Source organism: Parafrankia colletiae (genome assembly GCF_001854655.1).
Lineage (GTDB): Bacteria > Actinomycetota > Actinomycetes > Frankiales > Frankiaceae > Parafrankia > Parafrankia colletiae.
Genome location: NZ_MBLM01000118.1, coordinates 1 through 14866, shown reverse-complemented (window position 1 = coordinate 14866; position 14866 = coordinate 1). Strand labels below are relative to the sequence as shown.

The 14866-nt window shown below is 72.4% G+C and carries 8 protein-coding genes and 2 pseudogenes; 4 read left to right on the top strand and 6 right to left on the bottom strand.

Going from position 1 to position 14866, the window contains the following annotated elements; all coding sequences use genetic code 11:
• Window positions 1-439 precede the first annotated feature (439 nt).
• Window positions 440-1837, top strand: a complete 1398-nt coding sequence (locus tag CC117_RS16320; protein ID WP_198541878.1) for a DEAD/DEAH box helicase — start codon at window positions 440-442, stop codon at window positions 1835-1837.
• A gap of 261 nt (window positions 1838-2098) precedes the next feature.
• Here the strand turns inward: CC117_RS16320 and CC117_RS38160 are convergent, their stop codons facing one another.
• Window positions 2099-2275 carry a hypothetical protein gene (locus CC117_RS38160; protein WP_198541877.1) on the bottom strand — a complete coding sequence of 59 codons (177 nt, stop codon included), beginning with the start codon at window positions 2273-2275 and terminating at the stop codon, window positions 2099-2101.
• Window positions 2276-2577: 302 nt separating this feature from the next.
• On the opposite strand from CC117_RS38160, the gene CC117_RS16315 reads away from it, so the two are divergent.
• On the top strand, window positions 2578-3996 hold the full coding sequence (locus CC117_RS16315) for a pyridoxal phosphate-dependent decarboxylase family protein (RefSeq protein ID WP_071085057.1): 1419 nt from the start codon (window positions 2578-2580) through the stop codon (window positions 3994-3996).
• Window positions 3997-4395: 399 nt separating this feature from the next.
• Entirely contained in the window at window positions 4396-7932 is a 3537-nt protein-coding gene (gene dnaE, locus CC117_RS16310) for a DNA polymerase III subunit alpha (RefSeq protein WP_071085056.1), read from the top strand.
• Window positions 7933-8128: 196 nt separating this feature from the next.
• Here dnaE and CC117_RS16305 read toward each other — a convergent pair whose 3' ends face one another.
• The 3 genes and pseudogenes from CC117_RS16305 to CC117_RS16295 all read right to left on the bottom strand — a co-directional run bounded on the left by CC117_RS16305 (window position 8129) and on the right by CC117_RS16295 (window position 12548).
• Complete coding sequence (locus CC117_RS16305; RefSeq protein ID WP_071085054.1) at window positions 8129-10912, bottom strand: ABC transporter permease; 2784 nt, start codon at window positions 10910-10912, stop codon at window positions 8129-8131.
• Between the two features lie 179 nt (window positions 10913-11091).
• Window positions 11092-11841 (bottom strand): annotated as a pseudogene (locus CC117_RS16300) (ABC transporter ATP-binding protein); the annotation flags it as partial.
• Window positions 11838-12548: a PadR family transcriptional regulator gene (locus tag CC117_RS16295; protein WP_071085050.1), complete on the bottom strand. Its 711-nt coding sequence runs from the start codon at window positions 12546-12548 to the stop codon at window positions 11838-11840. The pseudogene CC117_RS16300 and the gene CC117_RS16295, both read right to left, overlap by 4 nt.
• A gap of 170 nt (window positions 12549-12718) precedes the next feature.
• Between CC117_RS16295 and CC117_RS40560 the strand changes: the two are divergent.
• Window positions 12719-12928 (top strand): annotated as a pseudogene (locus CC117_RS40560) (hypothetical protein); the annotation flags it as partial.
• A gap of 76 nt (window positions 12929-13004) precedes the next feature.
• On the opposite strand, the gene CC117_RS16290 reads toward CC117_RS40560, so the two are convergent.
• Together CC117_RS16290 and CC117_RS16285 are read right to left on the bottom strand one after the other, a co-directional pair.
• A complete protein-coding gene (locus tag CC117_RS16290) occupies window positions 13005-14006 on the bottom strand; it encodes an arabinan endo-1,5-alpha-L-arabinosidase (protein WP_071085047.1) in 1002 nt (333 codons plus the stop codon).
• Between the two features lie 14 nt (window positions 14007-14020).
• Window positions 14021-14764, bottom strand: a complete 744-nt coding sequence (locus tag CC117_RS16285) for a pectate lyase (protein ID WP_241830158.1) — start codon at window positions 14762-14764, stop codon at window positions 14021-14023.
• Window positions 14765-14866: the final 102 nt, after the last annotated feature.

Sequence of the window (14866 nt, the reverse complement as noted above, 5' to 3'; positions counted from 1 at the left end):
CGGAACGAAGACAAGATCTCTGGGACTTCCGGCCAGACGGGCCGGATGTCCAAGGTCGGTGCGAGCGCCATGGCGGTCCGAAACCGCGGTTGGGTCCGGTCGCGTGAAACCGGCCGCCCCCTGGCCGCCGGATGACACTTTCCGCGTTCGTGAACTACGCCGCATGGCGCGTGGAACCGACGTGGCGTGTGTTCTGTCGGCCCTGACCTGATCGGCGGATCCCCTGACTCAGCCCCGCAGCACCCAGCCCACCCCCGCCCACCGTTCGGCCCGTCCCTCCCGGGGCGGCCGCACCCGTGCCACCGGCCACGGCCGTGGCGGGCCCCGCCCTGTCCCGTTCCGAGGCGGTGAGCGCCCGGCCGCGCGTCCGGCTCTCGCCACCCGTTCCCCCCGCCCGCCCGCCGAGACGTTCGAGGCTGCCGGGCTGCCCCCGAAGCTCGTGGCGGCGCTCGCCGCCCGCGACATCCACGCGCCGTTCGCCGTGCAGGCCGCCACGTTGCCCGACGTGCTGGCCGGCGAGAACGTGCTCGGCCGGGCCCGCACCGGCTCGGGCAAGACCCTGGCGTTCGGCCTGCCGATGCTCGCCCGGCTCGCCACGACCGGTGCCGCCCGGCCGCGCCAGCCCCGTGGGCTCATCCTCGTCCCGACCCGCGAGCTGGCCCAGCAGGTCAACGACGTGCTGGCCCCGCTCACCCGGGCGCTCGGGCTGTGGATGACCCCGGTCTACGGCGGCACCTCCATCAGCCGGCAGATCTCGGCCCTGCGCCGGGGTGTGCACCTGGTGGTCGCCACGCCCGGCCGGCTCACCGACCTCGTCGAACGGGACGCCTGCCTGCTCGACGAGATCGACATCACCGTGCTGGACGAAGCCGACTTCATGTGCGACCTCGGCTTCCTCCCGGCGGTCAAGGCCCTGCTGGACATGACTCCGGCGGACAGCCAGCGGCTGCTGTTCAGCGCCACCCTCGACCGTGAGGTCGAGGTCCTCGTCCGCAGCTACCTGCCCGAGCCGGTGCTGGTCGCGGTCGACCCGGAGGTGTCGCAGGTCTCGACCCTGGTCCGGCACGCGATGGAGTCCGTCGACCGCAACGCGCAGCTGCGGCTGATCACCGCGCTCGCCGGCGGCGCCGGGCGGACGCTGGTCTTCGTGCGCACCCAGCGGGACGCCGACCGCGTCGCGCAGGCGCTCACCGAGGCCGGGGTCCCGGCCGAGCCGCTGCACGGCGGGATGCCCCAGGGCGCCCGCACCCGGGCACTGGCCGGCTTCACCGACGGCTTCTACCGGGTGCTGGTCGCCACCGACGTCGCCGCCCGCGGCATCCACGTCGACGGCATCAGCCTGGTCCTGCACCTCGGCCCGCCCGAGGACGCGAAGACCTACCAGCACCGCGGCGGGCGCACCGCACGGGCCGGAGCCGACGGCGCCGACGTGCTCGTGACCGTGCCGGCCGAGCGTGGCAAGGCCAGGTCGCTGCTGCGCGCGGTGGGCATCCCGACCCAGCCGGTACCGACGTCGCCCGACGACCCGCTCGTCGTCGAGCTCGCCGGCCCGCCGGCACCGCCGGTCGATCCCGCCACGATCACGGCCCGCCGCCAGCGCGGCGAGGGCCGGCGTGAGGGCGGGCGCCGGGACGGGGGGCGCCGGGAAGGCGGCTTCCGTGACGGCGGCCGGCGCGACGGCACGGGCCGCGAGGGCGGTCACCGTCGCGGCGGGCCGGGCGCCCGCACCGGCGCCGACGGTCCCCGCGCAGACGGGCACCGCCCGGGCAGCCGGCCTGCCCGCAGCTTCACGCGCCCGGCGCCCCGCATCGAGCCGCAGCCCACGCCGGGCGGCTGACGTCCCCGGAAAAGGCTGAGGCTCTCCCGGGGGGCGGCGTACGACCCGCCTCTCGGGAGAGCCGAGGTTCGACCCACCAGCGAGATCGTGACCGGTACGGCCCGCCGTGCTGCGGACCCGGACACGACAGTGCCCCAGAACGCTTCGGCGTTCTGGGGCACTGGTGTCTCATCAGGTCCGTCCGCGGAGTTCGCGCGGTCCGGGTGCCGACTGCGAGCTCCTCCAACAGGTTCGTGGATCAGCCGCCGGTGGCCCGGGTGGTCACAGGGAGCGCGAGGCACCCAGCCGCAGCCGGTTCGGGTTCGCCAGCGCCCCGAAGGACAGCCCCTCGGTGGACGCCTGGGCGAGCTCTCCACCCTCGGCCGCCGCCGGAACCGCCTCCCCCTGGACGGGCACCGCAGACCCCAGCGTGGGGTCGACCGACTCGTCCTGATTCATGCGCAACACCTTCCGAAGAGTCATCGAATCGACACTGGATACTGCAAAACGGTATCCAGTGGGCACGCCGCCCAGCGCGGGAGGTGGCGTCGGTCACAGCCGAGCCGGCCCGCGACGGCCCGCGACGGCCCGGGTGTGCCGCGGGCCGCGCAGCCCGGCGGGGCCGTCTGGATCGTCACGTCGCCGGGCGGGAGCATCGCCACATCCGGCATCCTCGGAAATGCGCCCTGATCCGAACAGGCGCCGACGCGCCGAGCCGGCCGGCCCTGCCCAGGCAGCACGGGCCGCGAGAAGGAGAGCCGATGGCGGCAGGTCCACCGCGGGACGCCGGCGCCGCAGCCACGCGGGCATTCGAGCACATCACGGACTACCTCACCGGGCTGAGTACCCGCCCGATCGCCCCGACCGCGGGGTACGGGAAGATCCGTGCGCAGCTGGACGTCCCACTGCCCGCCGGCCCCACCGACCCGGTCGAGGTCGTCGACGCACTGGCCGCCGGAACGGCCGACGGCCTCACCGGCACCGGCTCACCGCGCTTCTTCGGCTACGTCATCGGCGGGATCCTGCCCGCGGCGCTGGCCGCGGACCTGATGGCGGTCGCCTGGGACCAGAACGCCGGCCTCGCCAGCCTCTCCCCCGCCGCCGCGGCCGCCGAGTCGGTGGCGGGGGCCTGGGTCAGGGAGCTGCTCGGCCTCCCCGCCAGCGCCTCGGTCGGGATCACCACCGGCACCCAGATGGCCCACGTGACGGCGCTGGCCGCCGCCCGGCACCGTGTGCTGGCCCGGTACGGCTGGGACGTCGAGGCCGACGGCCTGCACGGCGCGCCGCCGGTGCGGGTGTTCGCCGGCGCCGCCCGGCACACCACGGTGGACGCCGCCCTGCGCCTGCTGGGCTTCGGCACCCGGCGGCTGGCCGTGGTGGAGGCGGACGAGACGGGACGGATGCGCCCCGACGCCCTGCGGGCGGCACTGGCCGGCGGGCACGGCCCGGCGATCGTCATCGCCCAGGCCGGAGAGATCAACACCGGGGCGTTCGACCCGATGCCGGAGATCTGCGCCCTCGGCCGCGAACATGGTGCCTGGGTGCACGTCGACGGCGCGTTCGGGCTGTGGGCGGCGGTGTCGGCCTCCCCGCGGCGCCGCGCGCTCGTCGCCGGCATCGACCAGGCCGACTCCTGGGCCACCGACGGGCACAAGTGGCTGAACCTGGCCTACGACTGCGGCATCGCGATCGTCGCCGACTCCGACGCGCACCGGGCGGCCATGTCGACCCGTGCCGACTACGTGGTACACGGCGGCGAGGGCGAACACGACCCGCTGGAGTGGACACCCGAGTTCAGTCGGCGGGCCCGCGGCTTCGCCCTGTACGCGGCGCTGCGTTCGCTGGGCCGGGCCGGCCTCACCGACCTGGTGGACCGGTGCTGCGGGCACGCGCGCCACTTCGCCGCGGCGCTGGCCGGCCTCGACGGGGTCGCCGTGCTCAACGAGGTCGAGCTCAACCAGGTCCTGGTCCGGGTGGACGACGACGACGCGATCACCGGCGCGACCACCGACCTGGTCGTCACCGGCGGTGTGGCCTTCGTCTCCGGCACGGTGTGGCGCGGGGCGGTGGCGATGCGGGTGTCGGTCTGCAACTGGATGACGACCGAGGCGGACGTCGACCAGGCCGTCGCCGCGATCGCCACCGCCGCGATCACCGCCCGCGCACGCGCACGCGCCTGAGCGCCCGCGGACGCGCCCGGGCCCGGTCCGGCGGCCCGGTCCGGCGGTCGGACGGGACACCTCGGCATCTTCTCGGAGTCCTGTCGGCGGGCCGGGCTAGGCTGCATCAATGCCGCCGGACGACAGCCGACAGCCGAGTTCACCACCGAGAGACACAATGACGTCACCCTGGCAATAAGAAACAACCCGAGAACAATCAGGCGAGAAAGTTATTTGATTCTTGCCGCGGTTTCCCCGGTCCCACCGGAGCTCGTCCGAGCCCCGCCGGGTGGGCCGCCGCGCGCTCCGCCGGGTCGGTCCCGGCGGCCGCCCGGCCCGCTCCCGCACCATCGTCCTGACCGACGTGTCCCCACCCAGCAGCGACCGGCGTGCCCTCCGCGCGCGGGAAGGTCCGACGACATGGCGAACTCTTTCGTCCACCTTCACGTTCACACCGAGTACTCGATGCTCGACGGAGCGGCCCGACTCAAGGACATGTTCGGCGAGGTCTCCCGGCAGGGCATGCCCGCCGTCGCGATCACGGACCACGGCTACATGTACGGGGCGTACGACTTCTACCGGCAGGCGACCGCGGCCGGCGTGAAACCGATCATCGGCTGCGAGGCCTACGTCGCGCCGGAGTCACGCCTGCTCAAGCAGCGGGTCCGCTGGGGTGATCCGCACCAGAAGAGCGACGACGTGTCCGGCGGTGGCTCCTACACCCACATGACAATGTGGGCACGCAACGCGGTCGGCCTGCACAATCTGTTCCGGCTCAATTCCAGGGCGTCCATCGAAGGTCATTACATCAAATGGCCACGCATGGATCACGACATCATCGCCGAGCACGCCGAGGGCCTGATGGCCACCACGGGCTGCCCGTCCGGCGCGGTGCAGACCAGGCTGCGCCTGGGGCACTACGAGGAGGCGCTGAAGGCCGCCGCCACCTACCAGGAGATCTTCGGGCCCGAGAACTACTTCTGCGAGATCATGGACCACGGCATCGAGATCGAGCGCCGGGTCCGTGACGGTCTGGTCGACATCGCCCGCGCGCTGAACATGCGCTTCGTGGTCACCAACGACTCGCACTACACCTTCGAGCACGAGYGGACGACGCACGCCGCGCTCCTCTGCGTGCAGACGGCGTCGACCGTGGCGAACCCCAGCTTCCAGTTCGAGGGCTCGGGCTACTACCTCAAGACCGCCGAGCAGATGTACGCGATCGACTCCTCGGACGCCTGGCAGCAGGGGTGCGAGTCGACCCTCATGATCGCCGAGCGGGTCGACCCCGCGGGTATGTTCGCCAAGCACAACCTGATGCCGCGCTTCCCGGTGCCCGACGGCGAGACCGAGGAGTCCTGGTTCCGCAAGGAGACCTGGGCCGGCATGGCCCGGCGCTTCCCGGACGGGTTCGACGAGGAACACCGCACCCGGGTCGAGTACGAGCTCGGGGTCATCCTCTCGATGGGCTTCCCGTCCTACTTCCTGGTCGTCGCCGACTTCATCATGTGGGCGAAGAACCAGGGCATCCCGGTCGGCCCGGGCCGCGGCAGCGCGGCGGGCTCCATGGTCGCCTACGCGCTCGGCATCACCGACCTCGACCCCATCCCGCACAGCCTGCTGTTCGAGCGGTTCCTCAACCCGGACCGCGTCTCGATGCCCGACATCGACATCGACTTCGACGAACGTCGGCGCGGTGACGTGATCCGCTACGTCACGGACAAGTGGGGCGACGACCGCATCGCGCAGATCGTCACCTACGGCACCATCAAGGCGAAGGCCGCCATCAAGGACTCCTCCCGGGTCCTCGGCTACCCCTACGCGGTCGGCGACCGGATCACCAAGGCGATGCCGCCCGCGGTCATGGGCAAGGACATTCCGCTCTCCGGGATCTTCGACCCCAAGCACCCCCGCTACAGCGAGGCCGGCGAGATCCGCGGGCTGTACGAGTCCGACGCGGACGTCCGCAAGGTCATCGACACCGCCAAGGGCCTGGAAGGGCTCATCCRCCAGGCCGGGGTGCACGCCGCCGGGGTGATCATGTCGGCCGAGCCGATCATCGACCACATCCCGGTGTGGCGGCGCGACGCCGACGGCGCGATCATCACGCAGTTCGACTACCCGACCTGCGAGACGCTCGGCCTGCTGAAGATGGACTTCCTCGGCCTGCGCAACCTCACCGTCATGGACGACGCGGTGCGCAACGTCGAGGCCAACCGCGGTTTCCGTATCGACCTGATGGGCYTGGAGCTCAACGACCCGGCGTCCTACGAGCTGCTGGCCCGCGGCGACACCCTCGGGGTGTTCCAGCTCGACGGCGGGCCGATGCGTTCGCTGCTGCGGATGATGCGCCCGGACAACTTCGAGGACATCTCCGCCGTGCTCGCGCTCTACCGGCCCGGGCCGATGGGCGCGAACTCGCACATCAACTACGCACTGCGCAAGAACGGCCAGCAGGAGATCACCCCGATCCACCCGGAGCTCGCCGAGCCGCTGGCCGACATCCTGGACACCACGCACGGCCTGATCGTGTACCAGGAGCAGGTCATGGCCATCGCGCAGAAGGTGGCCGGCTACACGCTGGGCCAGGCCGACCTGCTGCGCCGGGCGATGGGCAAGAAGAAGAAGGAGATCCTCGACAAGGAGTTCGTGCCGTTCTCCGACGGCATGAAGGCCAGCGGCTTCTCGGCGGAGGCAATCAAGACCCTCWGGGACATTCTGGTCCCCTTCTCCGACTACGCCTTCAACAAGGCGCACACCGCCGGGTACGGGCTGGTCTCCTACTGGACGGCCTACCTCAAGGCGAACTTCCCGGCCGAGTACATGGCCGCGCTGCTGACCTCCGTCCGCGACGACAAGGACAAGAGCGCGATCTACCTGAACGAGTGCCGGCGGATGGGCATCCGGGTGCTGCCGCCCGACGTCAACACCTCCGACGCCGACTACACCCCGCACGGCGACAGCGAGATCAAGGTCGGCCTGGCCGCCATCCGCAACGTCGGCATCAACGTGGTCGAGTCGATCGTGCGCAACCGGAAGGCGAAGGGCCGCTTCGCCTCCTTCCCCGACTTCCTCGACAAGGTCGACGCCGTCGCCTGCAACAAGCGGACCGTCGAGTCCCTGATCAAGGCCGGGGCGTTCGACGCGCTCGGGCACACCCGGCGCGGCCTGGTCGAGAAGCACGAGCAGGCGATCGACGCGGTCATGGGCGTGAAGAAGAAGAACGCCGAGGGCCAGTTCGACCTGYTCGCCTTCGACGGCGAGGACGGCACCGAGGACGCAGCCCCCCTCTTCGGCGTCCAGGAGTTCTCCGACCAGGAATGGGACAAGTCGCTGCTGCTCTCGCACGAGCGGGAGATGCTCGGCCTGTACGTCTCGGACCATCCGCTGCTCGGGGTCGAGCACATCATCGCGGCGAAGGCGGACTGCGCCATCGCCTCGCTCAACAGCGGTGACTACCCCGACGGCTCGGTCGTCACCATCGGCGGGATCATCTCCAGCCTGCAGCGCAAGGTCACCAAGCAGGGCAAGCTGTGGGCGCTCGCCACCGTCGAGGACATGGGGGGTGGCCTGGAGGTCATGTTCTTCCCCGCCACCTACGAGACCTGCTCGACCCAGCTCTCCGAGGACGCGGTGGTCATCGTCAAGGGCCGGGTCGACAAGCGGGAGGACACCCCGCGCCTCGTCGCCTCCGACCTCACCGTGCCCGACCTCAGCGAGCACGCGCTGAGCCCGCCCGTGGTCATCACCCTGCCGGCGTACCGGGTCAACCCGCCGACCGTCGACCGGCTGCGCGAGGTGCTGGGCGACCATCCCGGCACGACCGAGGTCCACCTGCGGCTGCAGTCGTCGAGCCGCACCACCCTGCTACGGCTCGACGACGCCTACAAGGTCCAGCGAACCCCCGCCCTGATGGGTGACCTCAAGGCCCTGCTAGGAGCCTCCGCCGTGGCCTGACCGCCCTGCCGGGCCCGGCTCGCGCACCCGGGCCCGGCTGGCCTGGGCTTCCCGCGAAGGTCGGGTGAGATGCGGCCGATGGACGTCCGGCGCACCCGTCGTCGATCGTGATCGGCACCGCGGACGGATCCGCGGTGCCGTCCCAGAAACGCGGGATGCCCGGCGCTGGGTGTCGCGGGATGCCCCGCGCTGGCTGTCAGAGGATGGCGCGCCGTGTCATCGGAAGCCGTGCCCGGGTGAACAGCCAGCCGGCCGCGATCGCGAGCAGCGGCACGGCGACAGTGACGATCAGCAGCGTCTCCCAGGGGATGACCAGCCGCCAGGGCGGGCCGTCCACGCCGTCGTCCTGCCGCATCATCAGGACCGTGGCCGCGCCGGGCAGGAAGCCGGCGATCCCGCCGAGCACGGTGCCCAGCCCGGCCACCACACCGGCCTGGCTCGCCGCGAGCCGTCGGCGCAGGCCGGGACTGGCGCCGACCGCGGCCAGGGTGGCAAGGTCCGCACGGCCATCCACGGCCGCCAACCCGACCGTGATCACAGTGGCGCTCAGAGTGATCAGGGCGGCGCCGGCGGCCAGCGCCAGCAGGCCGATACCGAACTCGCTGACGTAGCCGCGCTCCACCACCGGGTAGCTGAGCCCGAAGTCCTCCGCGGCCGCCTGGAGACGCTCCACCTCGGCCTGGGTGGGCGTGCGGTCCGTGGCGGCGACGATCTGGGTCGGAGCGCTCCGCAGGCCCAGGTCGCGGGCGACCGCGGGGGAAATGACCAGGCCGCCGTAGGTGAGGTCGGAGGAGGGCGCCGACGTCGGGACCCGCGCGGCGGGCACCACGATCTCCCGCGGGGTGCCCCCGCCCGCGCTGTCGCCGTCCAGGGTGACGGTGATGTGCACGGTCCCGTCCGGCCAGCGCAGCCGGTCGTCGAGCACCGCCGCGCCGCCGCCCGCCAACACCCGGCGCAGCGCCGGCTCGGCGCGGCCGAGAGCCACCTCCAGTGCCGTCCCGTCATCGACCAGCACCTCGCCGCCGCCGCCGAGGGCGACAGGGTAGGGGCCGCCGCCGAGGCCCCAGCCGCCGAAGGCCACCTGACACCGCGGGTCGTCCGCGGGCGGCCCGCCGGCCGGCGATGAACAGCCTTCCGGCAGGGGTGGTTCCAACGTCATCGGCAGGACCTGCCCGGAGGCGTTGACGGGCCGCTCGACCACGTGCACCGCCCGGATGGGCAGGTGCTCCCGCAGTATCCGCTCCGCGGCGGCCAGCTCCCGTGCCGCGCCGGCCTGGTCCCACGAGTCGTCGGCGAGGCCTATCAGCGCCACGCCGTCGCCCAGCATGGGCTGGTAGGCACGGCGGTCGTGATCGTCCATGGCGGCGACGAACAGGGAGACGGCGACCGAGGCCGCCACCGCCGCCATCACCGCTCCGATCGCCGGGGTGGTGCGGCCGCGCTGGCGGGCGGCGTCGCGCAGGGCCAGCCGCCCGGCGACGGGCAGGGTCCCGGCAAGGCGGGCGACCAGGCCCACGAGGGCGCCGCCGACGGCGATCAGGCCGAGCATCGCCAGCGTGGTCCCGGCGAGGACCAGCAGCCCGTTCTGGTCGCCGGCGCCGAGGATGGCCACGGCCGCTCCGGCGCCGACCAGGCCGCTCCCGGCGACCGGGACGCGGCGCCGCATCCGGGCCGGACCGCCGTGCCCGCCCAGGGCGGAGAGCACGTCCAGCCGGCTCGCGGAGATCGCCGGGGCGGCCGCGGCGGCGATCGCGGTGAGCGTGCCGACCGCCACGATCGCCAGCAGATCCAGAACGCGGACGTCGGTGTGCACGATGTCGGCCCAGCCGCGGTCCACCAGGGTCGGGATGAGCGCCGTGCCCAGCCCGGCGCCGACGGCCGCCCCGAGCAGCGACGCGGTCAGGCCGATGACCACACCGCCCGCCAGCACGATGTCGCGCAGGTGCGCGGGCGCCCCGCCGCCGGCCGCGATCAGTGCGAGCTGGCGGCGGCTGCGCCGGGAGCCGATCGCGAACGCGGGGCCGGCGAGCAGCGCCACCAGCAGCAGCGCCAGGCCCGCGGCGAGCACCGTCGCCGCGACCAGACCGGCCTCGGGGCCGGCCGAGAGCGCCGCCGGCAGCTGGGCGTCGGAGGGAGGGTCGGCGAGCACGGCCCGGCTCACCACCACCGCGCCCACGGCGTTGGCGGCGCGTACTCGCGACCAGTCAACGGGATGCGGTCCGACGACGTACAACGACCGGCTGGCCTCCGACGCCACCGGAGCCAGCGTGCCCGGTGGGAGCAACACCGTCCTCTCCTGCGGCCCGAGGGTTTCCTCGACGACCCCGACGATCCTCAGCGCGGGCCCGGAACCGGGGGTCTCGCCCGCGGCGAGCGCGGTCGCGGTGAGTGTGTCACCGACTCCGAGGCCGGCGTGGCGCGCGAGCGCCCGGCTGACCGCGGCCTCGCCCGCGGCGGCGGGCAGCCGGCCGGCCCGGACTGTTGCCAGGGCCGCGAGCTCTGGACGGGTCCAGTCGGTCTCCCGCACGTTCGTGTTGACAGCCCGGTCGTGTCGCGACCCGTCGCTGATCCGGAACCTCAGGTAGTGGCGCAGCTCGATGACGGCCGTGTTCCCGGCGGGCAGGGCCGCCAGCGCCCGTCGCTGCGCGACGGCGGGATCGGGCAGGACCGGGGAGGTACCCGCCAGAGAGGGGGGTTCCTCGGTCCGTATGTCGCTGCCGCCGGGATTCTGGGACAACGGCCCCTCCAGCCCGTAGAACCAGACCCCCGCCTGTATGGACGGGTCCTTGCCCAGCTTGCGGTGAGCGATCTGGGCCGGGCCGTCCTGGCTGGACCGTGCGATGACGTCGACCGCCGACACGAGCAGCACCGGCACCGCGATCATCGCGAGGACGAGCGCGGTACGCCCGCGGGCACGCAGGGCATCGCGCCGGGCGAGGCGCAGCGCCACCCGCCAGGCCCGCAGCCGGCCGGCCGTCATCGCCGGCTCCCGCCGGACTCGCCAGACTCGCCGAACTCGTCGGACTCCTCGGACTCGTCGGACTCGTCGATCTCGTAGGACCCGCGGGACTCGTCCCACCCCGGGTTCGGCCCGTCCGGCGCAGGGCTCGCCGTCGCGTCGCCCCTCGCACCGTCCGCCGGGAAGGGGGCCGGGGCGCCGAGCAGGGACTCCGGGGTCGCGGGCGTGCCGGTCGAGTCCACCACCAGGCCGTCCCGCAGGAAGATCACACGGTCGGCCCAGGCCGCGTGCCGGGCCTCATGCGTGACCAACAGCCCCGCCGAGCCGGCGTCACAGCGGGCCCGCAGCACCCGCAGAACCGCCTCGCCGGTGTGCGAGTCCAGCGCGCCGGTCGGCTCGTCCGCCAGGACGAGACCGCGCGGGCCGACCAGCGCGCGGGCGATGGCCACCCGCTGCTGCTGGCCACCGGACATGTCGTCGGGGAACCGGTCGGCGAGGTCGGCGACACCCACCTCGGCCAGTGCCGCGCGTGCCTCCCGCCGGGCTGCCCGGGCGGAGATCCCGTCCAGCTCCCGGGGGAGCATGACGTTCTCGACCGCGGTCAGCGCGGGAATCAGGTTGAGGTTCTGGAAGACGTAGCCGAGTGCCCGCCGCCGCAGCGCGGCCAGGGCCCTGGGCGACTGGCCACTCAGCGTCGTGCCCGCGACGAGGACCTCACCCGAGGTGGGGGCGTCCAGGCCACCGGCGAGGGCGAGGAGTGTCGACTTGCCCGACCCGGACGGGCCCATCACCGCCACCAGCTCGCCGGCACGCACGACGAGATCCACCCCGCGCAGCGCCTGCACCCTGCTCGCGCCCCGGCCGTGCTCCCGGTGCACACCCCGCAGTTCCAGGGCGGGTGCCCGTCCGACCTCCACCTGGGCGTCCGGGCTGGTCAGTGCCGTCGTCATCGGTTGTCCTCACGGTCGGTTCCGGGGGGAGCGCCGAGGCCACGGCGGGTCAGGCGCAGCTCCACATGGTCGAGCCAGCGGATCTCCGCCTCCGCGGTGAAGATCAGGTTTTCCAGCACGAGGAGCCAGGCGAGGTCGGCACTGTCGTCGGCCTGGTGGCGCAGCCGGGTGTACTCCTGCATCGCCCGGAGCGTCTCCACCCGCTGCCGCTGGACCAGAGATCGGACGTCCACCTCGGGGAGGGTGACGGCGAGCGCGAGCTTGATGGCGAGCTCGTCGCGGCCCGCCATCCGCCGGCTCACCGGGGTCACCCACCAGCGCTGGGCCGCCGCCTCGCCGGCGGCGGTGAGCCGGTAGACAATCCCCCGGCCGTCGCCGCTGTCACCGCCATGCTCCGGGCTCATGACCGCGGTCCTCGCCGCTGGAGTGCCGGTGACCGGCATGGCCCTGGCCGCGGCGCTCGCGGCCGGCCCTTCCGCGGCTGGCCCTTCCGCAGCCGGAGTGTCCGGGGCGGCCGCGTCCGCTCGGCTGGGAGCACGGTCGCCCGTCACGAGGCCGTCCCGCTCGAGGCGGCGCAGCGTCGTGTAGACCTGCCCGATGTTCAGCGGCCAGGTCGATCCTGTCCTGGTCTCGAACTCCGCCCGCAGCTGATAGCCGTACATCGGGCGCTCCGCCAGCAGCGCGAGCAGCCCGTTCCGGACCGACATGCCAGGTCTCCCTCCTCTGCATACCGAGTATGCACGACGGAGAATACCCGGTATGCAATCGAGGGCTGCTCCTGCGGGCTCGCAGGCCGGGGCTGCCCCATGGACCTAGGGCCGCGACCTGCGACGGGAGGAACGCTCGCCATGGCTGTCGAACGGATGCGGCCGACCGCACCCTGCCGGCGTACCGGGTCAACCCGCCGACCGTCGACCGGCTGCGTGAGGTGCTGGGCGACCATCCCGGCACGACCGAGGTCCACCTGCGGCTGCAGTCGTCGAGCCGGACCACCCTGCTCCGGCTCGACGACGCCTACACGGTTCAGCGCACGGCCGCGCTGATGGGCGACCTCAAGGCCCTGCTGGGCGCCTCCGCCGTGGCCTGACCCCTGGGCCGGCGACGTGGCCGGGCGGCTCGCCCGGCCACGTCGTGGGCCGACCCCGACACGCGGACGGCCTGTCTCAGTAGACCGCGGGCCAGCCTCCGCTCCAGCCGATCAGATTGACGCCCAGCGTCTCCCGACCCGCGGCGCCTGCGTCGTAGTAGTGGTAGACGAGGAGAGCCCCGTCGGTGTCGCGCAGCACGCTCTGCCCGCCTGGCCCGACCACGGCGCCGTGGGTTGCCAGAACCTCGGTGCCGCCCCCGTTGAGCAGAGGCACCCCCGCCCGGTCGAGATACGGCCCGTTCGGGCTGGTCGAGCGCCCCACCGTGATCCGATAGGTACTTGCCGTACCCCGGCAGCACAGGTCGTGGGAGGTGAAAAGGTAGTAGTAACCACTCCGGTAGACAATCTGCGGCGCCTCCACCGCGTGTGGGTCAGGCGGGCGGTGGGCGAGATGGTATCGGGTGTTGTCGGAGGCCAGCCGCTTTCCGGTCGAAGGATCCAGCCGGATCATGTAGATCCCACTCCAGAAAGACCCGAAGGAGAGCCACCATCTACCGTTGTTGTCGACGAGCAGCGACGGATCGATGGCGTTGAAGTTGCTCGAGCTCGTCGAGGTGACGACGACTCCCCGGTCCGTCCAGCTTCCGGGCAGGCCGGTGGTGGACGTCGCCAGCCCTATCGCGGAGTTGTTGCTGCCGAAGCTGGATACCGAGTAGTAGAGCCAGTAGAGCCCGTTCTGGTAGGAGACGTCGGGTGCCCAGAGGTCACCCGAACTGTTGTAGGAGTACACCCAGGACGGCGGGGTGGGGAAGGCCCGCCCCACGAAGGTGAAGTTCACCCGGTCGGCGGAGGAACGGGTCTCGATTCCGTTGTGGGTGGAGAAGAGCAGATATCCGGACGGGGTCCGCACCATGGACGGGTCGTGCACGGTCACGTTTCCTGTCACACGACCGGGTCCCGGGTAGGCGGCCAGCGCCGGGGAGCCGGGTGCGACCATGGCACAGGCCGTCACCGCGACCGCGACCGCGACTGTGGCCCTCTGCCAGAAGGACAGTCGCCTGCTGCCTCCGAATCTCATGCGCGCTCCCCAGCTCAGCCGACGTAGGTGATGGCGGAGCTGGTGTACCGACAGGAGGTGCCGTCGGCGCCGCTGCCGTTGCTCTGGGGTTCGTCGCCATCATCGTTGCCGATGTACTTCTGGCAGACGGTGAGTCTGCGGTTGGGGTCGTTGATGACGGTGACGCCGGAGAAGCTGGCCGTGTCGCCGTAGTTGGTGTTGATGCCGGCGAGGCGGTTGGCGGGGGTGGTCACCCAGATGTTCTGGAAGACGACGTGGCGGGCGTACTGGGTGGAGCAGTTGCCGCAGGAGCGGTAGGCGGTGCCGATGTTCTGGAACTGGAAGTTGCGCACGGTCAGGGTGCCGGCGCCGTTGTGCTGGAAGACCTTGTCGGAGGCGAGGCGGGCGCCGCCGCCGTCGACGAGGAAGGTTGGCGAGCCACTGCCGCGGAAGGTGGCGGCGTCCTCGCCGACGTCCTCCCACCAGACGTTGCGCAGCGTGCAGGTGCCGGCGCAGTGGATGCCGTCAGCGGCGGGGGCGCCGAGGATGACGTTCTGGAGGGTGGCGCCGGCGGGAAGGTCGAACAGGGCGTCCTGGCCCTCGTCCTGGCTGCTGCCGCCGAGCGCACCGCTGCCGTAGTAGCGGCGCATGCCACCGTCGTAGGTACCGCTGACCCGGATGGTGCTGGAGACGGCCTGGCTGCCGGTGGCACTCGGCCAGCTCGGCGGGGTGGTGCCGCCGCCCCCACCACTACCGCCTCCACTGCTGCCACCGCCCACTCTGACCAGCTGCCACTGAGGTGGGCCCCGTTCTTCGGACAGTGATCCCTATGAGGGATAATTGATCCGTGAACGGAGGAGATCAATGAGTCAGTCACGCAG

Bases quoted from the DNA above. Each gene is read 5' to 3' on its own strand.
- CC117_RS16295 (WP_071085050.1), bottom strand. From the start codon at position 12,548: ATGTCGGTCCGGAACGGGCTGCTCGCGCTGCTGGCGGAGCGCCCGATG.
- CC117_RS16290 (WP_071085047.1), bottom strand. From the start codon at position 14,006: ATGAGATTCGGAGGCAGCAGGCGACTGTCCTTCTGGCAGAGGGCCACA.
- CC117_RS16305 (WP_071085054.1), bottom strand. From the start codon at position 10,912: ATGACGGCCGGCCGGCTGCGGGCCTGGCGGGTGGCGCTGCGCCTCGCC.
- CC117_RS16315 (WP_071085057.1), top strand. From the start codon at position 2,578: ATGGCGGCAGGTCCACCGCGGGACGCCGGCGCCGCAGCCACGCGGGCA.
- CC117_RS38160 (WP_198541877.1), bottom strand. From the start codon at position 2,275: ATGAATCAGGACGAGTCGGTCGACCCCACGCTGGGGTCTGCGGTGCCC.